This is a genomic window from Quadrisphaera sp. KR29, from assembly GCF_052644995.1.
The window spans coordinates 222,119-247,218 of record NZ_JBQXXG010000001.1; the positions used below are offsets into that span (position 1 = coordinate 222,119).

20 protein-coding genes are annotated in these 25,100 nt (G+C 77.5%); 11 read left to right on the forward strand and 9 right to left on the reverse strand.

Annotation, left to right across the window (positions count from 1 at the left end; translation table 11 throughout):
• Positions 1–29 precede the first annotated feature (29 nt).
• A complete protein-coding gene (locus ACUN9U_RS00915; RefSeq protein WP_445483036.1) occupies positions 30–3,194 on the forward strand; it encodes a cell wall-binding repeat-containing protein in 3,165 nt (1,054 codons plus the stop codon).
• A gap of 9 nt (positions 3,195–3,203) precedes the next feature.
• On the opposite strand, the gene ACUN9U_RS00920 is transcribed toward ACUN9U_RS00915, so the two are convergent.
• The 3 genes from ACUN9U_RS00920 to ACUN9U_RS00930 are packed head-to-tail and all read right to left on the reverse strand — an operon-like array spanning position 3,204 to position 5,087.
• A complete protein-coding gene (locus ACUN9U_RS00920; protein WP_445483037.1) occupies positions 3,204–3,887 on the reverse strand; it encodes a signal peptidase I in 684 nt (227 codons plus the stop codon).
• Positions 3,884–4,405, reverse strand: coding sequence for a hypothetical protein (locus tag ACUN9U_RS00925; RefSeq protein ID WP_445483038.1), 522 nt, complete (start codon positions 4,403–4,405; stop codon positions 3,884–3,886). The genes ACUN9U_RS00920 and ACUN9U_RS00925 overlap by 4 nt, the downstream gene beginning before the upstream one ends.
• Positions 4,406–4,451: 46 nt before the next feature.
• Complete coding sequence (locus ACUN9U_RS00930; RefSeq protein WP_445483039.1) at positions 4,452–5,087, reverse strand: hypothetical protein; 636 nt, start codon at positions 5,085–5,087, stop codon at positions 4,452–4,454.
• A 286-nt stretch (positions 5,088–5,373) separates the two neighbouring features.
• On the opposite strand from ACUN9U_RS00930, the gene ACUN9U_RS00935 reads away from it, so the two are divergent.
• The 4 genes from ACUN9U_RS00935 (at position 5,374) to ACUN9U_RS00950 (ending at position 11,175) form a co-directional block, all read left to right on the forward strand.
• The gene (locus ACUN9U_RS00935) at positions 5,374–7,515 is read left to right on the forward strand and encodes a cell wall-binding repeat-containing protein (RefSeq protein ID WP_445483040.1); all 2,142 of its coding nucleotides are present in this window, start codon (positions 5,374–5,376) and stop codon (positions 7,513–7,515) included.
• Between the two features lie 87 nt (positions 7,516–7,602).
• The gene (locus ACUN9U_RS00940) at positions 7,603–9,558 is read left to right on the forward strand and encodes a diguanylate cyclase (RefSeq protein ID WP_445483041.1); all 1,956 of its coding nucleotides are present in this window, start codon (positions 7,603–7,605) and stop codon (positions 9,556–9,558) included.
• A gap of 272 nt (positions 9,559–9,830) precedes the next feature.
• Positions 9,831–10,388: a cell wall-binding repeat-containing protein gene (locus ACUN9U_RS00945; protein ID WP_445483042.1), complete on the forward strand. Its 558-nt coding sequence runs from the start codon at positions 9,831–9,833 to the stop codon at positions 10,386–10,388.
• A gap of 28 nt (positions 10,389–10,416) precedes the next feature.
• Positions 10,417–11,175 (forward strand): SDR family oxidoreductase, encoded by a 759-nt coding sequence (locus ACUN9U_RS00950; protein WP_445483043.1) that lies wholly within the window; start codon positions 10,417–10,419, stop codon positions 11,173–11,175.
• Positions 11,176–11,242: 67 nt separating this feature from the next.
• Here the strand turns inward: ACUN9U_RS00950 and ACUN9U_RS00955 are convergent, their stop codons facing one another.
• The 3 genes from ACUN9U_RS00955 to ACUN9U_RS00965 form a co-directional block, all read right to left on the reverse strand.
• Positions 11,243–13,732, reverse strand: a complete 2,490-nt coding sequence (locus ACUN9U_RS00955; protein WP_445483044.1) for a putative bifunctional diguanylate cyclase/phosphodiesterase — start codon at positions 13,730–13,732, stop codon at positions 11,243–11,245.
• Positions 13,733–14,068: 336 nt separating this feature from the next.
• On the reverse strand, positions 14,069–14,938 hold the full coding sequence (locus tag ACUN9U_RS00960) for an NmrA family NAD(P)-binding protein (RefSeq protein WP_445483045.1): 870 nt from the start codon (positions 14,936–14,938) through the stop codon (positions 14,069–14,071).
• Positions 14,935–15,615: an NAD(P)-dependent oxidoreductase gene (locus ACUN9U_RS00965; protein ID WP_445483046.1), complete on the reverse strand. Its 681-nt coding sequence runs from the start codon at positions 15,613–15,615 to the stop codon at positions 14,935–14,937. Before ACUN9U_RS00965 ends, ACUN9U_RS00960 begins: the two co-directional genes overlap by 4 nt.
• 106 nt (positions 15,616–15,721) lie before the next feature.
• Between ACUN9U_RS00965 and ACUN9U_RS00970 the strand changes: the two genes are divergently transcribed.
• The 4 genes from ACUN9U_RS00970 (at position 15,722) to ACUN9U_RS00985 (ending at position 18,759) form a co-directional block, all read left to right on the forward strand.
• Positions 15,722–16,237: a MarR family winged helix-turn-helix transcriptional regulator gene (locus ACUN9U_RS00970; RefSeq protein ID WP_445483047.1), complete on the forward strand. Its 516-nt coding sequence runs from the start codon at positions 15,722–15,724 to the stop codon at positions 16,235–16,237.
• Between the two features lie 51 nt (positions 16,238–16,288).
• On the forward strand, positions 16,289–16,663 hold the full coding sequence (locus ACUN9U_RS00975; protein ID WP_445483048.1) for a YidH family protein: 375 nt from the start codon (positions 16,289–16,291) through the stop codon (positions 16,661–16,663).
• Positions 16,660–17,004: a DUF202 domain-containing protein gene (locus tag ACUN9U_RS00980; protein ID WP_445483049.1), complete on the forward strand. Its 345-nt coding sequence runs from the start codon at positions 16,660–16,662 to the stop codon at positions 17,002–17,004. Before ACUN9U_RS00975 ends, ACUN9U_RS00980 begins: the two co-directional genes overlap by 4 nt.
• Positions 17,005–17,133: 129 nt before the next feature.
• Positions 17,134–18,759 carry a DUF222 domain-containing protein gene (locus tag ACUN9U_RS00985; RefSeq protein WP_445483050.1) on the forward strand — a complete coding sequence of 542 codons (1,626 nt, stop codon included), beginning with the start codon at positions 17,134–17,136 and terminating at the stop codon, positions 18,757–18,759.
• A 73-nt stretch (positions 18,760–18,832) separates the two neighbouring features.
• Here ACUN9U_RS00985 and ACUN9U_RS00990 read toward each other — a convergent pair whose 3' ends face one another.
• Positions 18,833–19,948: a Brp/Blh family beta-carotene 15,15'-dioxygenase gene (locus tag ACUN9U_RS00990; protein ID WP_445483051.1), complete on the reverse strand. Its 1,116-nt coding sequence runs from the start codon at positions 19,946–19,948 to the stop codon at positions 18,833–18,835.
• A 39-nt stretch (positions 19,949–19,987) separates the two neighbouring features.
• Positions 19,988–20,989: a bacteriorhodopsin gene (locus tag ACUN9U_RS00995; RefSeq protein ID WP_445483052.1), complete on the reverse strand. Its 1,002-nt coding sequence runs from the start codon at positions 20,987–20,989 to the stop codon at positions 19,988–19,990.
• Positions 20,990–21,154: 165 nt separating this feature from the next.
• On the opposite strand from ACUN9U_RS00995, the gene ACUN9U_RS01000 reads away from it, so the two are divergent.
• Positions 21,155–21,616 carry a MarR family winged helix-turn-helix transcriptional regulator gene (locus ACUN9U_RS01000; protein ID WP_445483053.1) on the forward strand — a complete coding sequence of 154 codons (462 nt, stop codon included), beginning with the start codon at positions 21,155–21,157 and terminating at the stop codon, positions 21,614–21,616.
• A 227-nt stretch (positions 21,617–21,843) separates the two neighbouring features.
• Positions 21,844–23,637, forward strand: coding sequence for a BCCT family transporter (locus ACUN9U_RS01005; RefSeq protein WP_445483054.1), 1,794 nt, complete (start codon positions 21,844–21,846; stop codon positions 23,635–23,637).
• Between the two features lie 43 nt (positions 23,638–23,680).
• Here ACUN9U_RS01005 and ACUN9U_RS01010 read toward each other — a convergent pair whose 3' ends face one another.
• The gene (locus tag ACUN9U_RS01010; protein ID WP_445483055.1) at positions 23,681–25,027 is read right to left on the reverse strand and encodes a TrkH family potassium uptake protein; all 1,347 of its coding nucleotides are present in this window, start codon (positions 25,025–25,027) and stop codon (positions 23,681–23,683) included.
• Positions 25,028–25,100: the final 73 nt, after the last annotated feature.

Below are 25,100 nucleotides of genomic sequence, written 5' to 3' on the forward strand. Positions count from 1 at the left end.
GAGCACCACCCGACGAGAGCAGGCCCCCCGTGCGCGCCACCGCCGGCAGCAGCACCACCCGCCTCCACGGACGACGAGCTCTGGCTCTCACCGTGGCCCTGACCCTGCCGCTGCTGAGCGGCTGCCGGCCTGACGACGGGGCCGGGCTCGACCCGGTGAGCGGCGCCGCGGGGCAGCTGCAGGTGCTCCTCGGGGGAGAGGCCCACGCCGGGGGTGGTGACCTGGCCGCGCCCCTCCTCGACGGACCGACCGGCGTCGCGGTGAACCAGGGCGTGCGCTACGTCGCCGACACCGGCCACCAGCGCGTGCTGCGCACCAGCAGGGACGGCACCTGCGTGCTCGTGGCGGGCCCCGAGGCGCCCTCCGAGCAGCCGGACTGGTGCTTCGGGTCGAGGACGGAGCCCCGGCTGCAGCGACCCACGGCGGTCGCCGTCGACCGAGCCGGCGACGTCTTCATCGCCGACTCCGACGCCCACCGCGTCTTCATGGTCGACAGGACCTCCCGCGACGTCACGACCGTGGCCGGCACCGGCGAGCCGGGACTGCCCCAGCACGGCGCGAAGGCCGACGAGACGCCGCTGCACACCCCCACCGCGCTCGCCGTCACCCGCGACGGCGAGCAGCTGTACATCGCTGACGCCGGCGCCCACCAGGTGCTCGTGGTCGACGTCGCCGACCGCACCGGTCCCGAGCTCCCCTCCGCGGTGCCGCTGCGGGCCGCGCGCGTGGGGCCCGCGGGGCCGGCAGGCGGCGCACGGCCCGCGACCCCCGCGGAGCCCGCCTCGCCTGGAGGCGCTGGGACGTCGGCCACGCCGGCGACCCCCGCGGACCCCGCCACGCCCGCAGCCCACCCGACGCCCGCAGGGCCGGGCAAGCCCGAGGCGCCGGGCAAGCCCGAGGCGCCGGGCAAGCCCGAGGCGCCGGGCAAGCCCGGTGCGGGCTCCCCGCCGTCGTCCTCGTCGTCCTCCAGCCCGCAGGAGACCTCCGGCACGTCCACCCCCAGCGGCACGACCCCGCCGGAGGAGGCACCTGCGGACGGTGCCGTCCCCACCCCGACCGACGAGGAGTCCACCTCGACCCCGGCGGACCCCGTCTCGCCGGCTGCTGACACCCCCGAGCCCGGGTCGGACGAGCTCACCGAGCAGACCACCGGTGGGTCGGCCGGCGACGGGGACGGCGGCAGTGACGGTGACGGCACCACCGACGAGCCGCTCGCGCTGGGCGGCACGGCGGGGCGCCTCTTCGTCGTCGCGGGCACCGGCTGCGCGCCCGGCGGCGACGGCCGCCCGCAGCTGTCGCAGACCGTGGACGCCCTGACCGCCGGACTGTCCGCGCCGTCGGCGCTGGCGATCGCCGAGGGCGGCGAGTCCCGTCCCGAGCTGTACGTGGCCGACGCCGCCAACCACCAGGTGTACGTCATCACCGACGGGGCGCCCGACGAGGCCCGCGAGCTCAGGACCGTCTCCAGCGACGACCCGGCCCTGGACGAGCCGGTCGCGCTGGCGGTCGCCTCCCGGGAGGGACCGACCCACCTGGTGGCCGCCGACGCCGCGACGCACGCGCTGGTCACGGCCGAGCTCGGTGACGACCCGCTGCGCTGGACCGGACTCACCGCCGACCTGTCGCAGCCCGGCGGCCTGGCCGGTGACGGGCTCACCGTCCTCGCCTCCGACACCGCTGCGAACGCCGTCTACGGCATCCCGCTGGAGGACTCGGGAGGAACGTCCACCCCCGAGGAGGGCGACGGCGCGAGCAGTCCCGACGGCGACGGCCCCGTGGGGCCGGTGCAGCTGCTGGCCGAGGAGGTGGAGCTGGCGTCGGAGCCGTCGCAGGGCGCCTCGGCCCCGGCCGCTCCCGGGTGTGCAGCCCCGAGCGAGGAGCCGCCGGGCGAGACGACGGGGTCGCCGACCGGCGAGCCGTCCGAGTCGCCGACCGGCGAGCCGACGGGGTCGCCGACCGGCGAGCCGACGGGGTCGCCGACCGGCGAGCCGACGGGGTCGCCGACGGGCGAGACGACCGGCGAGCCGACCGGCGGGTCGTCGTCGTCCTCTTCGCCGTCGTCGTCGGCTCCGGCGCCGACCGGGGAGCCCTCGCGCTCCGCGACGCCGGTGCCCAGCGCGTCGTCGGGGTCGGCCAGCGGCAACGGGCGCGACCGCGACTTCACGCCCCAGTCCGTGCCCACGCCCGCGCGCCCGAAGGTGCCCAGCACCGTCGTCGTGCCCGACCCCGGGGCCCACCGCTTCTCCGGTGAGGACCGCGTGGCCACCTCCGTGGACACGTCGCGGAAGCTGTTCCCGCGGGCCGGCTCGGTGCCGGTGGTGGTGATCTCCTCGGCCAGCTCCTACGCCGACTCCGCGGGCGGCGCGCGGTACGCCGCCGAGAGGGGCGGCGTGCTGCTCCTGACGCCGGGCAAGAGGCTGGACCCGGCCGTGGAGGCCGAGGTGCGGCGCTCGCTGGCCTCCGGCGGCTCCATCGTGGTGACCGGGCGCGAGAACGCCATCAGCCCCGCCGTCTTCTCGGCGCTGGAGCAGATCGCCCCGGGCCGCACCGAGCGCATCGGCGGGGAGGACCGGTACGAGACGGCGACCGAGCTGTCCCAGCGCTTGGCCGACCAGATGACCGCCTCCGCCGGCATCCCGATCTACCTCGTCACCGGCGCCGACTACCCCGACGCCCTGGTGGTCGTCCCGCTCGCGCGGCGCACCGGCGGGCTGATCGTGCTCTCCAAGGACGAGCAGCTGCCGGCCACCACCCGGGCGCTGCTGCAGGCCATGGACCCCACGGGCGCGCGCACCGTGCCCGTGGGCGGTGCCGCGGCGAAGGCCGCCGCGAGCCTAGGCGGAGACGCCGGGCGCACGGCAGCGGCCGCCGCCGTCGTCGGCAGTGACAGGTACGACACCGCGCGGCGGGTGGCCGAGCGCTTCGTGGCCCTCGACACCGCTGCCGGGGCGCGCACCGACGTGGTGGGCCTGGCGACCGGCACCGACTGGCCAGACGCCCTGGTCGGCTCGACGGCGATGGGCTCCCTGGTCGGGCCGCTGCTGCTCAACCACGGCGGGGAGCTCGACCCCGCAGTCGTGAAGGCGCTGGCGGCCCTCCCGAGCAGCCGGCCGAGCACCACCGTGGTGTTCGGTGGCCAGAAGGCCGTGCCGCTGTCGGTGGCGACCGCCTTCGGCGCAGCGGTCAGGGGCTGAGGCCGCCGTTCACCGCCTCCGGCGGTCCGGGGAGCGGGGTGACAGCTCCTCGGCGTGGGGCCGGCGCGGGGCGGGCAGCCGCACCCGTGCCGGCTCGACCGACCTCACGTCGAGCGTCGGGGGCGCCGGGGCGGTGGCGGGTCCGGCCGCTGGCACGGGTCGTCCGAGGACGTGACGGCCGCGGCGTCCCGCGGGGGTGCACGGGCACCGGCGCCTCCGCACGGCAGCCGCGCCGTGGACCAGCGCGGTCGCGCCCAGCAGCAGGGCCACGGCCGGGAGCGGGCCGCCCATGAGCAGCCAGCCGGCCCGCGGGAGCACCACCAGCGCGCGGCTCACCTGTGCGCCGGTGAGGTCGATGCGCCACGGGTCGGCCTCGGGGTTGGCGTCACCGCGGGTGGTCATCGCCAGCGAGCCGCCGACCTGCTCCAGCGAGGTGACGCGGTGCAGGACGGGGTGCCGTCCGCGGGCGTAGAGGGCTGGCGGGGCGAAGGCCACGACGTCGCCCACCGCCAGGTCCGCCGGCGCCACCGGCGCGGTGACCACCAGCGCGCCGACGGCGGCGTACGGCGTCATCGAGCCGGAGAGCACGGGCACGGCGCGCCAGCCCGCCAGCTGCAGCGCCCCGACGGCGACGAGCCCGGCGACGATGACGCCGGTGGTCAGGCGCCGGCGCCAGCGCGCGGCCTCGGTCATCCGCCGGTCCTGTCGCGCGGCGCGCCGGTGCGCCCGGCGCTGGTGCGCACGACGACGGACGCTCCTGCCCCGACCGTCAGCGTGCTGCCCACGCGCAGGTGGCGCCTGCCGTCTCGTGGCAGGGTCACCACGGCGGTGGCGGTGCTGGTGGAGCCGAGGACGACGGGCGCCGTCGAGACGCTCGTCTCACCGGCGGCGCAGGTCCCGGCCGCGGTCCACGGGGAGTCGCAGCCGCGCACGGTGAGGACGAGGTTGGCCAGGCCACCGGTGGTGACGCTGACGGTCACCACCGCCGGCACGCTGGAGGTGTTGACGGCGTCGAGGTGGACGGGGCCCGCGGCGAGCAGCGCCTCGGCGCTGTAGGAGTCGCCCTGGGGGGTGACCGGCCCGCTGGTGGGCCGCAGGTCGAGGCGGCTGCTGAGGGTGGCCAGGGAGAGCGCAGCGGTGCTGGCGCTGCCGCGCGCCCGCCAGCCGGCGGTGGCCGGGGTGGCGGAGGCCGCCACGGCACCCCCGGCCACGACCCCCGCGAGCGCGGCGGCCGCGGCGCGGCGGAGCGGACCGCGCTCAGCCCGTCGTGCGGTCACGGCCGCCCACCAGGTCGGCGACCACGGCCATGGTCAGAGCCCCGCTGGTGCCCATCATCGAGGCGGGCGCCGAGGAGTCGACGGTGACCTTGTAGCGGACGTGCTGCACGGCCCCGGGCGCCAGCGAGCCGTGCGTCACGGCCAGCGCCGAGGTGAGGGGACCCGAGGCCAGGGCGCTCTGCGTGCCGGGGCACGCGGCCGTGGCCGGGTTCCAGTCCGCCGAGCAGGAGTCGACGGCCACGGTCAGCCCGCTGCCCAGGGCGGTGGAGGAGACCGAGCCGGTGAACGCCCCGGCGACGGAGCTGGTGTTGGTGACGTCGACGTAGCGGTACAGCCAGTCACCGGGCAGCAGCTCGGAGACCGGGGTGGTGAGCTGGCCGCCGGTGGCGCCGACGACCGTGGCGCCCACGGTGGCGGCCCTCATGGTGGCGCTGCTGGCGGACGCGGTGGCCTGCCACGAGGCGAAGGCGCCCGTGCCGAGCAGGCCGCAGCCGGCGACCAGCAGCGCGACGGCGCCCCAACGAGGCCGGGGGGTGTGGCCGGCGCAGCGCTGCGGCTCGCGGCGGCGGGCGTGCGGGGGAGCGGTGCGGGGCGTGGTGCTGAGGTGCTGGCTCATCAGTCCTCCGGCGCTCGGAGCCGCCCGCTGCTGGACGGCTCCCCCACTGTGTCGGGGACGACAGGAATCCAGTTGAGCGCGACAGAGCACTGCCGCACGGCGAGGCCGGCGCTGTGAGCGGCGGATGTCCGCAGGTCAGCGCGGGGAATCCCGTGGCGGCGCCCGTCACCCGTCTGGCCGCACTTGGCACGGGGTGGCGGAAGCCCATGATCACGGGGAGTGGGCCTGATGGGTGGAGCGGGCGGCGCCGCCTGCTGCCAGGTGCTGCGGGTGTCGATGCCTCGGTGTGACACCTCGCGCCGCCCGTGCCCTGCCCGCCGCAGCACTGCTCGTGGCCCTGGCGGCCCCGAGCGCGGCGTGGGCGGACCCTGCGCCGACCGAGACGTTCGTCGTCGTCGTCGTCGACGACCCCGCCGACGTCGCGCAGGCGGCAGCGGCGGCCGACCGGCTGGGCGACGTCGTCGCGGTGCACGAGGAGACCTCCACCGTGGTGGTGCGCACCACCAGCGCCCGCGCCGACCGGCTCGAGGCGCTGGAGGCCACGGAGTCGGTGGAGCGCGACGCCGTCTTCCACCCCGTGGCCGAGCCGTTCGCGCAGGCGGCCGGCGCCCTCAGGCCGGCCGCCGTCCCGCTGCCGTGGCACCTGGACCGCCTCGACCAGCCCTCGCTGCCGCTCGACGGGCAGTACCTGGCGCCGGGCGCGGGGGCCGGGGTGACGGCGTACGTGGTCGACTCCGGCCTGCGCGCCAGCCACGTCCTCGTCGCCGGGCGGGTGCGCCCCGGCGCGGACTTCTCCGGCAGCGGCACCACCGCCGACTGCAACGGCCACGGCACCGGCGTGGCCGCGGTGCTGGCGGGCACGCAGGTCGGCGTCGCGCAGCAGGCGACGCTCGTGCCGCTGCGGGTGGGTGCCTGCGACGGCTCCGCCCTGGGCAGCTCGATCGTCGCCGCCGTCGCGTGGGCCGTCGCCGACCACCCCGACGGCGCGCCCGCGGTGCTCAACATCAGCATGGGCGGCCCGAGCTCGGACGCCGTCGACCGCGCGGTGCGCGCCGCGGTGGCCGACGGCATCACCGTGGTGGTCGCGGCCGGCAACGAGGGCAGTGACGCGTGCAGGGTCAGCCCCGCCCGCGAGCCGTCGGTGATCACCGTGGGCGCGACCACCGCCGGGGACGCCCTGGCCGGCTTCTCCAACCGCGGGCCCTGCGTGGACGTCCTCGCCCCGGGTGACCGCATCCTCACCGCCGCCGCGGACGGCGACACCAGCGGCGTGGTGGTCAGCGGCACCTCCCAGGCCTCACCGCTGGTCGCCGGTGCGGCCGCGGTGCTGCTCGGCGCCAACCCCGCGCTCACCCCGGCGCAGGTGGGCTCGGCGCTCGTGGCCAACGCCTCGCGCCTGGGCAACCCCGCCGCCGCCGGCACCACCGACCGCCTGCTGCGCGTGAGCACCGCGGCCACCGGCACGACGCCGCCGACGACGCCGCCGATGGGGCCGGGGACGGCGACGTCGGTCGTGGCGGTCGGCGGGCCGGAGCTGTTCAGCGACGCCGCGCTGGCGTCGCTGGCGGGCGGCCTGCCGGTGGAGCGGCTCACCGGCGCCGACGCCTACGCGACCAGCGCGCGGATCTCCGCGCGGGCGTTCCCCGGCGGCGCGGACCGCGCCTACCTCGCCACCGGCACGGACTTCGCCGACGCCCTGGGGGCGGCCGCCGCCGCGGCGGGCAGCTCCGCCCCGGTGCTGCTGACGCGCCCGGACGGCGTGCCCGCGCCGGTGCTCGCGGAGCTGGCGCGGCTGCGCCCGCGCACGGTCACGGTCACCGGCGGGCCGAAGGCCGTCAGCGACGCGGCGCTGGAGCAGGTGCGGCAGGCGACGGGCGCGGTGGTGCAGCGCGTCTCCGGTGAGGACCGCTACGCCACCGCGCGCGGGGTGGCCCTCGGCGCGCTCGCGGCGGGCCCCTCCGCGGGCGCCCCGCCGACCACGGTGTTCCTCGCCTCCGGGCAGGCCTTCCCCGACGCCCTCAGCGCCTCCGGCGCCGCGGGGCGCAGCGGCGCGCCGCTGCTGCTGACCACCTCGCGCTACCTGCCGGCCACCACGGTCGAGCAGCTGGCGCAGTGGCGGCCGGCGCGCGTCGTCGTCCTCGGTGGCCCGGTGGCGGTCTCCGACGACGTGCTGCGCCAGGTGGCCGCGGTCACCGGCGGTGGCGTGCAGCGCCTGGCCGGGACGACCCGGTACGAGACGGCCGCCGCCGTGCTCGAGGCCGGCCCGCCGCCGTCGGCGCTGTGGCTGGCCAGCGGGGAGTCCTTCGCCGACGCGCTCAGCGGCGCGGCCGCCGCAGCGGCCAGCGGTGGCGCGATGGTCATCGTCCCGCCGGGCGGGCCGAGCGGCCGGCTGCGCGACAGCCTCAAGGGTGCGCTGGCCGCGCGCTGACCGACTCGTCCTGACAGGCGCCGCAGCGGGCTCAAGGCGGGGGCCCGCGGTGCCGATGCCAGCGCAACGCCGCGACGGAGGGGACGGATGCGCATCGGGCTGGTGGTGAACCGCCTCGAGGACTACGTGCTGCCCGTCGCCGCGGGCATGGCCGAGGTCGTGCACGCCCACGGCGGCTCGCTGCTCCTGCTCGTGCTGCCCCAGGGCGCCGTCGAGCACAGCTCGTCGTGGCTGCACCGCCTCGCGAGCGCGGGCACCCTCGACGCCGTCGCCATGACCGCACTGGTCGACCCGGCGACGGGGGAGAGCGGCGTCGAGGAGGTGCTGCGCCAGGTGGCCGGCCTGCCGGTGGTGACCCTGGGCGGCACCGGCCGGGACGCTCCCGACGTCGGGTGCGACAACGCCGCCAGCGCCACGGAGGTGGCCCACCACCTCCTGGACCTCGGCCGCCGCCGGGTGCTGATGCTCGCCGGGCCGCGCGGCAACCCCGACAGCGACGAGCGCGAGCACGCCTTCGCCGCGGCGCTGGCCGCGCGCGGGCTGCCGGCGGGGTCCCTGAGCGTGCTGAGGGCGCACTTCTCCCGCGAGGTGGCCTACCGCCGCACCGCGTCGCTGCTGGACCGGCTCGCCGCGGAGGGCGCTGCCCCTCCGGACGCCGTCTTCGCCGCCAACGACGAGATGGCCGTCGGCGCGATGGACGCGCTGCGCGTGCGGGGGCTGCGGGTGCCCGAGGACGTCGCCGTGGTCGGCTTCGACGACACGGCCGCCGCGGCCAGCGCGAACCCGCCGCTGAGCAGCTGCGTGCAGCCCCTGGGGGAGCAGGGCCGGGCGGCCGCGCAGGTGCTGGTCGACCTGCTGGCCGGCAGGGCGGTGCCGCAGCGCACCAAGAGCCCGTCGCGCCTCGTGCTGCGGGCCTCGAGCGCCGCCGCGACCGCGGTGGACTCGCGTGACCTCGCGGTAGGGGGACCGGGGACCGCGGACGCGGACCGCCTGCAGGAGGAGCTGCTGCTGACCCGCGGCCTGCTCGCGCTGAACCAGGGCCTGCTGAGCGCCGCCAGCGGCGCGGAGCTCGACGACGAGCTGGCCGCGCTGCTCCCGCGCACGACCATCGACCGGATCTTCGTGGCGCGCACCGCGCTGGGGCTGGCCGACCTCGTGCACGCCAGCGGGTCCGCCGGTCGCGGGGCCCTCGTCGACGCCCCCTACCGCCCCGAGGAGCTGCTGCCTGCGCGGCACCGCTCCGAGCTGGACCACGGCACGCTCGTGGTGCACCTGCTGGTGCACGGCGAGGAGGAGGCCGGGGTGCTGCTCTACGAGCAGGCGGTCATCGACCGCTGGACCGGCCAGGCGCTGCAGCAGGGGCTCTCCAGCGCCCTGGCGGCCATCGCCCGCACCCGCCAGCTCACCGAGCACGCCGCCGGGCTGGAGCGCCTGGTGGCCGACCGCACGGCCGAGCTGCAGGAGGCCAACCGGCGACTGCAGGCCGCCCTGCTGGCCGACGGGCTGACGGGGGTGGCCAACCGCGTCGCCTTCGACGAGGCGCTGCAGCGGTCGTGGTCCCACCACGCGGTGACCGGCGAGCCGCTGACCGTGCTCATGTGCGACGTCGACCACTTCAAGGCCTACAACGACAGCGCCGGTCACCTCGCCGGGGACACCTGCCTGCGCGCGGTGGCCGCCTGCATCGCCGGCGCCGTCCGCGGCGGCGACGTCGTCGCGCGGTACGGGGGCGAGGAGTTCGCCGTCCTGCTCCCGGGCACGGACTCCGTCGCCGCCCGGGAGGTGGCCGAGCGCGTGCTGGCCCGCGTGCGCGCCGCAGCGCTGCCGCACCCGGGCAGGCCCGGGGCGGGCGTGTCGCTCAGCGTCGGCGGGGCGACCAGCGCGCTGCCCGTGCCGCTGACCTCGTCCCTGGAGCTGGTGGGCGCCGCCGACCGGGCGCTGTACCGCGCCAAGGGCGGCGGACGCGACCGCGCCGAGTTCAGCGAGCTCAGCGAGGGCGTGGCCGAGGGGCTGCGCGTGGCGCCAGCTCCCGCGGGGGCCTAGGGAGTCCTGCTCGTCGCGCCCGGGAGCGCCGGGTGCTTCCGGAGATGGCCCTCATCGTCGTCCTCGGTCGCAGAGCCGGTCCCCCTGACGACAGCGCGGTGCTGCGAACGGCCCTCACCGCCGGGGAGCCGGACGTCGCGCTGCCGTGCTCCGACCAGAAGGGCGCAGTCGGGAAGCAGCCGCCGCGCCGCGCCGAGCCCTGCTCGATGTGAGGCCGGGCGGCCTGGCCCGTTCCGCTGACACGGCTGACGCGCTCCTGCCACCCTCCACCGGTGCCCTTCCCCCGCCGTTCCCGGTCCGCTGCGGTGGGCGGCGTGCTGTGCGCCGCGCTGCTCGCGGTGACCTCCGCCTCCACCGCCACCGCCAGCACCTCCCAGCGCCCCGAGGACGACTTCTTCCTCGTGCTGCACGTGGTCAGCGGCTCCTTCTACGACGGGGACACCGGCCGCGTCAGGCTCGACCCGGACGTGGAGTACGCGGTGGTGGCCAGCGGCGGTGACCGCTACCTGGCCGACTCCCTGGCGGCTGCGCCGCTGGCCGAAGCCCTGGACGCCCCGGTGCTGCTGGCCGGTGAGGGCCCCGGCGGCGCGACGCACCCCGGCTACTACCAGTCCAGCCGGCTGCGGTTCGACAAGCGCGAGGTGCGCTACGTCGTCGTGGGCCGCGCCGCCCACGACGACGCCCTGGTGCAGGCGCTCGACGGTGAGCTGAGGGCCCGCACCGGCACCCAGCACACCGTGGTGGGGCTGGTGAAGGGCCACCACCGCTGGGCCACCGCCGACGCGCTCGCGGAGCTGTCCGAGCGGGTGCGGCAGGCGAAGGGCCGCTGAGGCGCCCTTCCGCCGCAGAGGAGGAGCGATGAGGATCGCCGTCGCTGGGGGCACCGGCACCGTCGGGCGCCACGTGGTCCGTGCCGCGCAGCACCGCGGGCACGAGGTGGTGGTGCTCTCGCGGCGCGCCGGCCTCGACGTGCTCGACCAGGGCAGCACCGCCGCGGCGCTCGCGGGGGCCGACGCGGTGGTCGACGTGCTGGGCACCACGACGCTGTCCGCGCGCCGGGCGGTGGCGTTCTTCAGCACCACCACCACGGCTCTGCTGGCCGCCGCGGCCCGGGCCGGCGTCGGCCACCACGTGGCGCTGTCGGTGGTGGGCATCGACGGCATCGACGCCTCCTACTACGCCGGGAAGCTCGCTCAGGAACGCCTGGTGGCCGCCTCCCAGGTGCCGCACACCGTGGCGCGGACCGCCCAGTTCCACGAGTTCGCTGGGCAGGTGTCCGCGCAGGCGAGCGTCGGGCCCCTCACCGCGGTGCCGCGCGCGCTGCTGCGCCCGGTGGCGGCCCGCGAGGTGGGCGAGCACCTCGTCGCGGTGGCCGAGGCGGGCCCGGTCGGGCGCACCGATGACCTGGTCGGGCCGGCGGAGGAGGACCTCGCCTCGATGGTCCGGCGCCTGCACGCCCACGACGGCGTGCGGCGCCGCGTGGTCGAGCTGCGCCTGCTCGGCGCGTACGCCGCAGGCCTCGCCTCGGGGGCGCTGCGCGGCGGGCAGGCACGGCTGCGGGTGGGCAGCACGAGCTTCGAGGAGTGGCTCGCCTCACCGGAGCGCCACCGCAGCTGAGGCCCGGCGACGGGGAGTCCGCTCAACGCCCGTGGTGACGGTCGGTGGGGTGGCCGATCGCCCATGATCACGGGAGAAGGGTGGGGGCCTCCGCGGTCGAGCGGCGCGGCTCGGGGATCGCGTCCACCGGGGAGTCGGCGCCGTCGCCGTCGCCGGCGTGCGGCCCGAGGGGCAGCCACGCACCCAGCTCCTCCAGCGGCGCGGGGCGCTGCAGCAGGTACCCCTGCACCGCGTGCACGCCCAGCTCGCGCAGGCGCTCGAGCACGGCGGGGGTCTCCACGCCCTCGGCGACCGTGCGCAGGCCCAGGCCCTCGGCGAGGCCGACCACGGCCCGCAGCACCGCGGCGTTGGGCGCCTGGTCGCAGTCGGTGACGAAGCTGCGGTCGATCTTGAGGACGTCCACGGGCAGGTGGCGCAGGGTGGCCAGCGAGGAGTACCCGGTGCCGAAGTCGTCCAGCGCCACCTGCACGCCCAGGCGGTGCAGCTCGGCGAGCACCTCGCGCTGGGCGGCGCCGTCGGCGACGGCGCTCTCGGTGACCTCCAGCACCAGCCGCTGCGGCTCCAGGCCCGAGCACGCCAGCGCATGGGCGACGGTGCCGGTGAAGCCGGGGTGGCGCAGCTGGAGCGGGGAGACGTTGACGTGGACCTCCACCGGGGCGCCGGGGCGCTGCCAGCGCGCGGCGTCGCGGCAGGCCTGGCCGAGCACCCACGCGCCGACGTCGTCGATCGCCCCGCAGCGCTCGGCCAGGGTGATGAAGCGGTCCGGGCCGAGCAGCCCGCGCCCGGGGTGCTGCCAGCGCACGAGCGCCTCGACCGCCTCGCAGCGGTCCTCGCGCCCGCCCGGTGCGAGGGAGACCACGGGCTGGTAGTGCACGCGCAGCTGACCGTCCAGCGCCGCGGTGCGGAGCTCGGCCGCCAGGCCCGCGTCGTCGAGGTCGCCGTGCAGCTCCTCGGTGAAGACCTGCACCCGCAGGGCGCCGCGCTTGGCGGCGTACATGGCGACGTCGGCCTGCTGCACCACCGAGGCGGCGCTGTCCGGGCCCCGGCCCGTGGCCACCCCGACGCTCACCGCGACCCCGGCCCACCGCTCGCCGGTGAGGACGGGCTGGCTGAGGTCGTGCTGCACGCGCCGCGCCACGGCCAGGGCCGCCGGCACGAGGGCGTCGGGCGCCCCGTCGTGGCCGTCGTCGTCGTCGTCGTCCTCGCCGTCGCCGTCGATGGGGAGCGAGCGCAGCAGGGCGGCGAACTCGTCACCGCCGAGGCGGGCGCAGGTGTCGCCCTCGCGCGTCGCGGCCCGCAGCCGCGCGGCGACCTCCCGCAGCACGGCGTCGCCGGCGTCGTGGCCCAGGCCGTCGTTGACCACCTTGAAGCCGTCGAGGTCGCAGAACAGGACGGCGAAGCCCTCCCCGCTGCCCGCGGCGCCCGCGAGCGCCTGGGCGAAGGCCGCCCGGTTGGGCAGGCCCGTGAGGGGGTCGGTCTGAGCGGCGCGGACCAGCTCGGCGCGGGCGTCGACGTTGCGCGCCGCGAGCGCGACCTGGTGGTTGACGCTCCACACCGCCGCGTGCGCGTCCTCGGGCACGCGGCCCGGGGCCCCCAGCACCATCCACCCGTCCGGCATCTCCGGGAGCGGGTGCGCGGACCACTGCAGCCGCGCGCCGACGGCCGCGTCGAGCTGCTCCGCCAGCCCTGCGGTGACGGGGGCGGCGCCGGCCGCGCCGCCGCCGCCCGCCCCTCCGTCGCCGTCCTCGGAGGGCGGGAAGGGCGCGGTCACGGCGGTGCCCTCGGGCAGCAGGAGGTGGTGGGGCAGCGCCCTGAACGCCCCGGCGCTGCCCATGACCGTCAGGGAGCGGCCTCCCTGCTGGGCGGTCAGGGCCCGCAGACCGGGCGTGGCGGCGCACAGCGCCTCGGTGGCGCGCCACGCCAGGGCGTAGGCCTGCTCCCTGTCGCGCACGCCCATGAGGCCCAGGCCGAGCGCGGTCAGGGCCTCCTGGCGCCGGCTGGCGCGCTCGCGGGCGAAGATGCTGCCGCCCAGGTGGCGGGCGATGACGAAGACGAGCACCGACGTGGGCAGCGCGCCCAGCAGCGGCGCCGCCGCGACGGGGCCGTCGTGGCCGGGGACGTGCGGCCACACCAGCAGCGAGGCGGCCAGGCCGCTGACCACCAGGGCGATGTAGAGGGCGCCCCGGGGGGCGCGGCCGTACACCGCGCGCTGCCACGTGGCCGAGAACGTGATGCCGAAGGCGATCGCGGGCGCGGGGGCGGCGGCGGCGAGCAGCAGCACCGCGCCGGCCTCGGCCAGGTCGCCGGCCAGCGGGGCGCGGCCCAGGGCGTAGCGCCGGCACCACACCAGGGCGCAGACCAGCGAGGCGACCAGGACGAGCCCGACGGCCGGGCCGTCCTGGCGTCCGAGCGCGCCGGGGACGGTGATGACCAGGGACAGCAGCGCGGCCAGCCAGAACAGCCACCGCGTGCGCTCCACGAGCCCGCTGGGGCGGCGCACGGCGCGCCACGCCCGCGTCGCGGCCGCGGCGCACAAGGAGGTGGGGTGTGCACCCATCGACGTGTCCCGTCCTGCAGTGCCGCGGCGGCGGGGCTCAGTGGCTCGGCCCCTGCGCACGCGGCTCCGGTGGCATCGACGGCCCGGGGGCCGTCCTGCATCACCCGACCGGGTGGTGATCGGCCCCGGCCGCCCTGCGCCAGGCGGTGACCGCGCGGGCTCGGCGGGGCAGGTCCACGGCTCAGGCACCGGTGTGCCGGGAGCCCGACCTGAGCCGTCACGCGGCGTGACGCGGCCGGATGACGGACGGCGGACGGCGGACGGCGGACGGCGGACGGCGGACCTGCGGTGCGCGGGCGCCGCGCCGGCTCGGCCGGCTCAGGCGGTTCAGGCGGTTCAGGCGCGCGGCGCCCAGGCGTCGCGGTGGTCGTGGACGAACTGCGCCAGCGCGGTCGGCTCCCGGCCGAGCAACCGCGCCAGGTCGCCGGAGGTGCGCGCCGCCAGGCCGAGCCGGGTCGCGGTGAACAGGGCAGTCATCACCGCGACCAGGCCGGGCGGCGTGCCCGCCGCGAGCCCGCGCCGCACGAAGGCCAGGGCTCCGGGCCTGTCGTAGACCACCGGGCGGCCCAGCTCCGCGGACAGCACGGCAGCGATCTCCGCGAACGTCGGCGCCTCGCGCGCCGTGAGCACGTAGCTGCGCCGCGCGTGCCCCGGCTCGGTGAGGGCCGCTGCGGCGACCTCGGCGAGGTCGCGGACGTCGACGTGGGCGGTGCGGCCCCCGCCGGCGGGCACGGACAGCCGGCCGTGGTCCCTGATCTCCTCGCGGTGGACGGTGAGCAGGTTCTGGTAGAAGTTCGCCGCCCGCAGGTGGGTCCACTCCACGCCGGTGGCCTCCACCCGCTCCTCCAGCTGCCGGTGCGGCACGAGCCGCACGTGCGCGGCGGCCGGCACCGACAGCACCACCACGCGGCGCACGCCGGCGGCGACCGCGGCGTCGAGGAAGGGCTGCAGGAGGGCCGCGCGGGCGACCTGCGGCGGGCGGACGAGGAAGAGCGCGTCGACGTCGTCGAGGGCCTGGCCGTAGGTGGTGCCGTCGAGCAGGTCGAGGCGGACCGGGCGGACGCGGGCGGCGTCGTCGTCCTGCCCGGACCGAGGGGGCGGCTGGGGGTGGCGGGAGCCGGCGACGACGTCGACACCGCGCGCCGCGAGCACCTCGACGACGCGGCTGCCCACCGTGCCCGTGGCCCCCGTGACCAGGACGGTCACGGGCGTGCCGCCACGAGGAAGGGGGCGGCGCCGAGCCACTCGCGCCCCTCGACGAGGTCGACCATCGCCAGCGCGACGTCGGCCTTGGCCAGCGCGGGCGAGCGCAGGCCGGGCGCCTCGGTGGTGAGCAGGTAGCGACCGGCGCCGGGCCGCTCGACCAGGCGGGGCGGGCGCACCTGCGTCCAGTCCAGGTCCGAGCCGGCGAGGAGCGCGTGCTCGGCCTCGCGGTCCTCCACGACGTCGCGGGCCACGCGGTGCATCAGCGTGGAGACCAGGCGGGCGCCGGCGCCCTTGCGGTCACCCGGCAGGTCGGCGCCCGCGCCGGAGACGGCGACCAGGCGCCGCGCACCGGTGCGGGCCGCGGCGGTGACGACGGCGGGCAGGGAGGACCTGCCGACGTCGCCGCCCGAGGTCTTCGTGACCCCGACGCACCACAGGACGGCGTCCGCGCCGTCGAGGGCCTGCTCCACCACGGCGGCGTCGCGGACGTCGCCGGTGACCTGGCGCACCCGCCCGGTGCCGGTGGTGCCGTCCGTGCCGCCGGTGCCACCCGTGCTGCCCGGCGGGACCTCGATCGTGCGCCGCGCCACGGCGACCACGCCGTGCCCCCGCCCGAGGAGCAGGCGCACCGCGTGCCCGCCCACCGCGCCCGCCGCTCCGAAGACCACCACGTCCACGCCTCTGCCCTCCGCTGCGCCTGTCTCTCCACCGACCGCCCGGCCACCCGCTCCACCACCCGGTGTCAGGTGACCTGTCAGCCAGTGTGTCAGGTAACCTGTCAACGTGCAGCACGGACGGATGCCGTTGGCGCACCTGCTGCTGCAGGCCGGGCGGCGCCTGGACGCGGAGCTGCGCGAGGGGCTCGCCGAGCGCGGCTGGCCGCGCCTGTCGGGGGCGCAGTCGCTCGTCTTCGCCCACCTCGCCGAGAGCGGCACGGCGCCCTCGGACCTGGCCCGCGCCCTCGGCACCACGCGGCAGGCCCAGCAGGACCTCGTGGCCGGCCTGGTGCGCGCGGGCCTGCTGGAGGTCGTGGATGACCCCGCCCGGCCCCGTGGCCGCCTCGTGCGGCTGTCGGCGCGGGGTCGCGCCATGGTCCGGGAGGCCGGGCGCCTGCTCGCGCAGGCCGAAGAGCGGCTGGGCGAGCGCGGGGAGCACCTGCGTCGGCTGCTGGTGGAGCTGGACCGGGAGCAGGTGCCGGTGGCGCGCGCGGCGGGGGCTGCGGGCGACGGGCCGGTGGACGCGGGGTCGGTGGACGACGGGCCCGGGGACGTCGACGGGGCTGTGCGACCCTCCCGCTGACGGCAGCAGCCGCCGACCGGCAGCAGCGACGGCCGCGCGACGTGCGCGCCGGTGAGGAGGACCGTGGCCCGCGCCCGCTTCCCCCGCAGCGTCTTCGGGCAGGGCAGCGAGCCCGACCCCCGCTTCACGCTGGCCAACGAGCGCACGTTCCTGGCGTGGCTGCGCACCTCGCTGGCGCTGCTGGCGGCCGGGGTGGCGCTGGAGGCGTTCACCCTGCCGCTGCAGCCGCAGCTGCGGCTGGCCGCCTCGCTGGTGCTCATCGCGCTGGGGATCCTCGTGCCGCTGCAGGCCTGGGCCGGGTGGGCGCGCGACGAGCGGGCCATGCGGCGAGGCGAGCCGCTCGCAGCCCCGCTGCTCGCGCTGCCGCTGGCGGTCGGCGTCGTCGTCGCCGGTGTGCTGGTGGCCCTCGCCGTCGTCCTGCGGTGACCGGCCAGCGGCGCGTCTTCGACGCCGGGCTGCAGCCCGAGCGCACGGCGCTGGCGTGGCGGCGGACGGCGCTGGCGCTGCTGGTGGGGGCCGTGGTGGGGGCGCGCCTGCTCGCCGACGCGTGGGGCTGGGTCGCGCTAGCGGTGGGGGCGGTCGGGGTGGCCGCGGCGGTGGGGGTGTGGGTGGCCAGCGCCCGGCGGTCCCGACGGGTCACCGCGTTGCTGCTGCGGGACGGCGACCTGGCGCGCAGCGGGGGAGCGTGGCTGCACCTCGCGCTCGCCGTCGCCTGCTGCTGCGCGGGGCTGCTCGCCCTGGTGCTGGCGCTCGCGCCGGGAGGGTGACCGCCCGGCGCGACCGGGGTGGCGGGCACTGCTCCGAACGGGTGGACCTCAGGTCGCGCCCAACTGGGTCCTGTGCAGGGCGTCTGGACGCCCGTTCGACTGTCGGTGGCCCCTCGTAGCGTCTGCGGCATGACCTCGACGACCACCTCGGGCGGGCGCCTCGGCGCAGCGCTCGAGGATGCGCAGGCCGCCCTGCGCGAGGTCGTCGAGGCGTGCGGGTGGCTCGGCTCGCTGGAGCCGGTGGACCGGGCAGGGGCCCTGCAGGAGGTCGTGGTGCTCGGGCGCCTGGTCGACTCCGCGGTGCTGCAGCTCATGGGCTCCTTCACCCGCTCCGACCTCGACGCGGTGGGGGCCGCCGACCACGTCGGCCTGCTGAGCGGCTCCGCCGGGTACGACCCCGCCGCGGCCAAGAGGCTCGAGCTGCTCTCGCGCGCCACCGGCGCGGGGCACGTCCACCAGCCCCCGATGCCGGCGGTGACCGCGCTGCACGCCGCCGGGCGCATCTCGACCGACGTGTTCGACCTCGCCGCGCGCCTGCTGCGCTCGCTGCCGCGGGCGGTGCGCCGGGAGTCGGGCGCCGAGCTGGACAGGGACCTCGCGGACGACCTGCCCGGGCTCAGCCACGCCGAGGCCGTAGCGCTCTGCGAGGAGCTGCGGGACGTGCTCGACCCGAAGCGGGCCGACGGCTCCTTCGACCCCGACGCGCTGGAGGAGCGCCGCCTGGACCACACCGTGCACGAGGACGGCTGGGTCTCGGTGCGCGGCAACCTCGACCCCGTCACCGGCGCCCAGTACCTCGCCGCCATCGACCACTTCAGCAGGCCCACCCCCAGCGTCGAGGCGGAGGTCGCCGACGACGACGGTGCCCGGCCCGACGACGACGGGCCCGACGGCGACGGCGCCCAGCGGCTCACGAAGACCGTGCGGGACGAGCGCACCGCTCCTCAGCGCCGTGCGGACGCCCTCGGCCTCATCGCCCTCAGCGCCGCCGACACCGGCACCACGCGCGGCGGGGAGCCCCCGCGCATCGTGGTCACCGCCACGCTCGAGCAGCTGCGCGAGCTGGAGGGTGCCGGCCGGGCGGTGTGCGAGCAGACGGGGCCGCTGCCCACCGCCGTGCTGCGGACGCTGGCGGCCCGCGGGGTGCTGCAGACCGTGCTGCTGTCCGCCGAGGGCGCCGACGCGACGGTGCTGGCGCTCGGGCGAGCGGTGCGCTGCTTCACCCCGCCGCAGCGGCGGGCCCTCTTCGCCCGCGACGGCGGCTGCGTGGTGCCCGGCTGCGACGCCCCGCTGGCGTGGCTGGAGGCCCACCACGTCCTCGAGTGGGTGGCGGGCGGGCCGACGGACGTCGGCAACGGCGTCCTCCTGTGCCCGCGCCACCACCTGCAGGTGGGGATGGGCGTGTGGGAGGTGCGGGTGGTCGGCGGTGTCCCGCAGGTGCGGCCCCCGGCGACCGTCGACCCGCTGCGTCGCTGGCTGGTGAACCCCCGCCGGTCGGTGCGGGAGACGGCTCGGGGGCGCGGGCGGCGGGGGGCACCTCCCGCTCGCGGGGGATCGCGGCTGGACGGGGTGCTGGGGTCAGCTGCGTGGGGACCACCCCACCCCTTCGACCCGACGGAACCTCCCGGTCCGCCCGGCGGGCCGGTGCCGCCGCCGAGGTCCGCCCCGGCTCGTCGCGGCGCGGGAGGTGCCGTGGTCGGAGCGGCCGAGCGGTGGACGGGCGCCAGCCCGACCGACGCGCCGTGTCCCTTCTGAGCACTCGTGCGCCCTCGCGCGCCCTGGCGCGCTCTCGTCCGCCGTCGCCGGTGGCCTTCGGGTGGCCGACCTGTCAGCCGGTGGCGCACTGGGGGAGCACACGGGTGCTCGCGTCGACGCGGGCCACCGCGACGGCGTGCGGGACGGTCACGCACAGGACCGCTGCGAGGGCGGTGACGAGCACGTGCGCACCGCCCAGGACCACCAGCGCCCCGAGCACCGCGAGCGAGACGGCCGTGGGCAGGACCGCCTGCGCCGCGAAGCCGCGCAGGGCGGCGGGCACCCCGGCGCGTCCGCGGACGGCGTCGGCGGCCACCATCCGGGCCACCTGCCGCCAGGAGTGCCACAGACCGAAGTAGACGGCGAAGGCGAGCAGGGGTGTGACCAGGGCGCACAGCGCCACGAGCGCGACCGGCTCGACGACGGCCCCCCAGCGGCGGCGCAGCGCGCCGTCCACCGCCAGCGCCGCCGCTGCGGCGAGCACGAGGGGGACCGCGGCGCGCGCCGCGCCGGAGACGGTGGCGCCCGCACCGCCGGACAGGCCGTCCAGGACGGTGGCCACCGCGCTGCCGTGCAGGCCGAGGGTGAGCACCACCGGCGGACCGCCCAGTCCCACGACGCGCAGGAGCCTGCGCGCCGGTCCGGCGGCGTCCCCGGACCACCGGGCCGTGACGTCGTCGGCGGTGCCGAAGTGCACCACCGCCAGCACGAGCAGCACCAGCAGGACCGGCAGCGGGACCAGCATCCACGCCCCGAAGGACGCCGCTGCGGCGAGGGCGTACAGCCCTCCCGCAGCGGCGCGGCGGGCGCGCGACCCCGTGGCGCCCGTCTCGGGGCGCAGGAGGTCCACGGCCCCGTGGGGCAGGCCCACGAGCAGGCTCATCCCGAGCACGGGTGCTGCCAGGGGCCCGGCGGACAGGCCCGCGCCCCTGGCGGCGTCTGCGAGGCCGGCCGCCCCACCGCCGGCCGCGGAGGTGGCCGCGGCCGCTGCCAGGACGCAGCCCGTCGCGGCCACCCACGGCAGCCCCAGGACGGCGGCGCGCCACTGGGGGGACATCGGCGGCAGCTGCTGCTCGTCCGGTCCGATGTCGGCGGTCGGTGGGGTGGGACGCGGCGCCGCCGTGCTCGCCGCCGTGCTCGCCGATGTGCTCGCCGTCAGGCCACCGGGGTGGCCCCTCGAGGCGCTCACGGGTGCGTCACCGCCTCCAGGGGGACCACCGCCGCCGGGTCAGCGGCGGGGCTGGCGGACGCGGGCGCCGTTCGCGGCGGCGGTGGCCGCCGGGGCTGCGGCGGCGCGGACTCCGTCACCCCCCGCCGGCACAGTGGCGACGAGCGCCGGGGGAGTGGCCACCAGGTCACCGGAGATCCACACGGTGCTCGGCACGGTGTCCGGCGTGCTGGCCGCGAGGGCCTCGTCGGCGCCGCCGCCGGCGCGTCGGGCGTCCTCGGCGGTGCGCAGCTTGGCGACCTTGTGGATGAGGACGCCGAAGCCCGCCTTGGCGGTGATGTCGGCGAAGGTGAAGACGAGCTGCTCGGTGGTGCCCCAGGCGCCCGGGTTCGAGCCGGCCCACACCGGGACCAGGTAGGCCAGCGGGTAGGCGCCGAAGACGCTGAACAGCAGCACCAGGGCGTTGCGGTAGCTGGTGCGGGTCTCCGCGCCGACGGCTGGGGCGGTGGCCCGGTAGGCCTGCACCGCGAGCACGTACAGCACGACGAAGAAGACGGTGCTGACGGCGCCCCAGACCCACAGGGCCGCGGTGGTCGTGCCACCACCGGTGCCGTAGACGACGCCGAGGTAGCCGGTGGCGATCATGAGGAAGGCGGAGCCCACCCCGACCGCGCGCCAGCGCAGCGCCGCCGAGCGGGACAGGACGGCGACGGCCAGCAGCTCGCACACGAGCAGCGGCACGGTGACCGACCAGTCCATGTAGCGCAGCTCGGTGACGACGGTGCCTGGGTCGGGGGTGTAGGCGGACCCGTCGGCGGACGCCGTGAAGCCGAAGACCCACTCGAGGACCAGCGCGAGGTAGGCCAGCGCGGCGACCCAGCAGATGGCGGTGCTCGCGATGGCCGCGCCGCGGTACTGGCGCGCCACCTCGCCCTTCGTCGAGACGCCGTACAGGCCGGTGGCGAAGAGGGCGAACAGTGCGACGACGAAGCCGTAGAGCACCAGGTGGTACTGGGCGGCGGTGTAGGTGGTGGTGGCGGTGAACTCGGCGGAGGTGAGCACGGTCTCGGCCCCTCTGTGGTCGTGCGGCCCGCGTCCCTGGAGCCGGTCGGTGGTTCAGGGCAACCTTTGCGATGTGCAAAGGTCCGTGCAAGCCGAAGGCCTTCTCGCGTCACCGGAGCGTCATCCGGCGAGGCCCGGAGGGCCCCGGTGGCACAGTGGCCGGCTGTGGACGACGACGACCGGCGGGTCCTCGGTGCGGCGGCGGCGCGCGTCATCGACGTCATCACCGCCGCGGCGGCCGAGCTCGACGCCGGCCTCTCCCCGCCCCAGCTGCGCGTGGTGGTCGTGCTGCACGAGCAGGGGCCGAGCAGCGTCTCGGCCGTCGCGGCGGCCACACGCTCAGCGGTCTCCACCGCCTCGCGCACCGCCGACAGGCTCTCCGGCCTCGGGCTGCTCGAGCGCGTGCAGGGCGACGACCGCCGCGAGGTGCTCCTCCGGCTGACCCGGCGCGGCAGCGCCCTGGCGCGGGAGTGGGTCGAGCGGCGCTCCGACGCCGTGGTCGCCGCGCTGGAGCACTGGTCGCCGCAGCGGCGCGCGGCCCTGCTGGCCGTGCTGCGCGACGACGCCGGCCCGGCGCCGTCCTCGGCCGGCGCCGACGCGCCCGAGGACCTGCGCGGCAGCGGCTGACCGCGCCGGGCCGTCAGGGCAGCTCGGGGGAACCGGGCCGGTCCTGGGCGCCCGGCCGCGCCCGGTCCCGGCGCCCCGGTCCCGGCGCCCACGGGTCCGGCCGCCGACGCACGTCTCAGTCGGGTCACGGTCCTGGGGGCTCCAGCCGCTGGTCGGAGCGCTGCGGGGCTCCCAGGGGCCCTCGCGGGCCCTGCACGTGATCACCGACGCAGCTAGCCTCGCACGGCGTGAGCACCCAGACCAGGACAGAAGGGACGCCCGCGTCCGCGCCACCGGCCTCCCCGGCCACCGCGCCGGCCGGGGGGCGCGTCGTGCCGTGGGTGTTCTGGCCGGCCGCCGTCGTCGTCGTCGGGCTGAGCGTCTTCGCGATGACCTCTCCCGGCAGCGCGAGCACCTTCTTCGGGGCGGCGCAGTCCGCCGTCGTCGCCGGCTTCAGCTGGTACTACGTGCTCATCGCCGCCTTCTTCGTGGCCTTCTCCCTGACCATGGGCTTCAGCCGCTTCGGCGACATCAAGCTCGGCCGCGACGAGGAGGAGCCGGAGTTCTCCGCACTGGCGTGGTTCGGACTGCTCTTCGCCGCGGGGATGGGCATCGGGCTGGTGTTCTACGGAGCCAGCGAGCCGCTGAGCCACTTCGTGACCCCGCCGCCGGGGCGGGAGGGGACCCCGCCGCAGCTCGCGCTCGGGGCGCTGTCGCAGACCTACCTGCACTGGGGCCTGCACGCCTGGTCGATCTACGTGGTCGTCGGGCTGGCCCTGGCCTACGCCATCCACCGCCGCGGCCGCCCCATCTCCATCCGCTGGGCGCTGGAGCCGCTGCTGGGCCGGCGCGTGCACGGGGGCTGGGGCAACGCCATCGACGCCCTGGCCCTCATCGGGACGGTGTTCGGGGTGGCCACCTCCCTCGGGCTCGGCGTGCTGCAGATCGGCGCGGGCCTGGAGGTGGTCGGGCTGCCGGAGCTCGGCGCCTGGGCCAACGTCGGGATCATCGCCGTCATCACCGTCTTCGTGCTGCTCTCGGTGCTCTCCGGGGTGGCCAAGGGCATGAAGTGGCTCTCCACCTCCAACCTGCTGCTCGCCGCGGCGCTGCTGGTGTTCGTGCTCCTCGCCGGTCCCACGGTCTCCGTGCTGCGCGAGATGGTGCAGTCCCTGGGCGCCTACGTGCAGGGCTTCGTGGGGCTCGCGTTCAGCGTCAGCGCGCTGCAGGGCCCGGAGGGGGAGGCGTGGCAGGGCGCCTGGACCTCCTTCTACTGGGGCTGGTGGATGTCGTGGGCGCCGTTCGTCGGCGTCTTCATCGCCCGCGTCAGCCGCGGGCGCACCGTGCGCGAGTTCGTGCTCGGGGTGCTGCTCGTGCCCACCCTGCTGACCATCGCCTGGTTCTCGGTGATCGGCGGCTCGGCGGTCATCCGCGAGCTGCGCGAGCCCGGGTCGATGCTCGCCGCCGACGGCACCGTGGACCTGCAGGGCGCGCTGTTCCAGCTCTTCGAGGCGCTGCCCGGCGCCCCGGTGCTGGTGGGCGGGGCGATCCTGCTCATCGTCGTCTTCTTCGTCACCTCCGCGGACTCCGGCGCCCTGGTCATGGGGATGATCGCCACGGGCGGGTCGGCCGAGCCCTCGCGCTGGGTGCGGGTCTTCTTCACCCTGGCCACCGCGGCGCTGGCCAGCGCGCTGCTGCTGGCGGGCGGCTCCGACGGGCTGACGGCGCTGCAGAGCGCCGCGATCATGGTGGCGCTGCCCTTCAGCGTGGTCATGCTGCTGCTGTGCTGGGCCACCGTCATCGCCTTCCGCCGCGAGCGGCGCGTGTACGACAGGGCGCAGCGCCGCCAGCTGCTCGCGCAGGTCGGCGACCACTACGGCCTGGAGGTCGAGGCCCCCAACGAGGGCGGCCTGGGGGTGGCGCCGTGGCGGCGCCGCCACCGCCACCCGCTGCGGGGCACCAGCACCAGCGGCGGAGGCGCAGCTCCGCGGGCCGCCGCGCCGTCCGCGGGTCCTGCCGCGCCGTCGTCGTCCGACGAGGGCTGAGCCGCGCCGCCCGCGCTGAGCGGGCCGGTGCGTGGCGGGGTGCTCAGCCGACGATCGTGCGCTCCTCCGGCAGCCGGTAGTGGTGCGTGCGCTGGCGCAGGGCCAGCGCCGAGGCGACGGTGAGGGGACCGGTGCGGCCCAGGAACATCAGCGCCACCAGCACCAGGTGCGCGGCCGGTGGCAGGTCCGCGGTGATGCCGGTGGACAGGCCGACCGTGGCGAAGGCCGAGACCGCCTCGAAGAGCACCGCCTCGAAGCTGTGGTCGCTGAGCTCCAGCAGCGCCAGCGTGGAGCCCACCACCAGCGCCACGCCGAGCAGCACCACCGTCAGCGCCTGGCGGACCGTGGCCGCCGGCAGGCGCCGGTGGCCCGCAGCGACGTCGGGGTGCCCGCGCACCTCGGCCCACACCGCGAAGGCGAGCACCCCAGCCGTGGTGACCTTGATGCCGCCGGCCGTCCCGGCGCTGCCGCCGCCGATGAACATCAGCGCGTCGGTGACCAGCAGCGTCGCCGGTGTCATGGCCCCGACGTCGAGGCTGTTGAAGCCCGCGGTGCGGGCCATGGCCGAGTGGAAGAACGCCGCCAGCAGCTGGCCGGGCAGACCCGCGCTGCCCAGGGTCGCCGCGTTGTCGCGCTCGGTGAGCAGCACCGCGGCCCACCCGCCCACGAGCAGGACGGCGGTGGTGGTCACGGTGATGCGCGTCGTCACCGACCACGTGGACGGGCGCCGCCACCCCTCGACCAGCTCGAAGACCACCGGGAACCCGAGCCCGCCGACCACCACCGCCGCGGCCACCACCCCGCACACCCACGGGTCGGCGGCGAAGCGCACCAGGTTGTCGCTGTACAGCGCGAAGCCCGCGTTGTTGAAGGCGGAGACGGCGTGGAAGACGCCCTCGTAGACCGCGCGCCCCACAGGGGTGCCGTAACCGGTGATGAGCCGGAGCGCCAGCAGCGCCGCGACGACGGCCTCGCACGCGAGGCTGAAGGCGACGACGCGACGCACCACCCGCCGCACGTCGTCACGGCCGAGCGCCCGGGTCTCCGCCCTGACCACCAGCCGCGCCCGCACGCCGAGGCGGCGCGAGAGCAGCAGCGCCACGACGGTGGCCGCCGTCATGATGCCCAGCCCGCCCACCTGGATGAGCGCGAGGACCACCAGCTGGCCCGTCAGGGACCAGTACGTGCCGGTGTCGACCGTGGCCAGGCCCGTCACGCACACCGCCGAGGTGGCGGTGAACAGGGCGTCCTCCAGGGAGGCCCGCTGGCCGGAGGCGGTGGAGACGGGCAGCGCGAGCAGCAGCGTGCCCACGAGCACCGCGCCCGCGAAGGCCCCGGCGATCGCCCGGCCGGGTGCCGCCGCGCCGCCGCGGCCCGGGAGGAGCGTCACCTGCGGCAGGCCCGGGCGACCCGCGGGAGGCAGAGGGGGGCTCCCGGGCTCGCGCCCGGGTGGTGCACCGGCA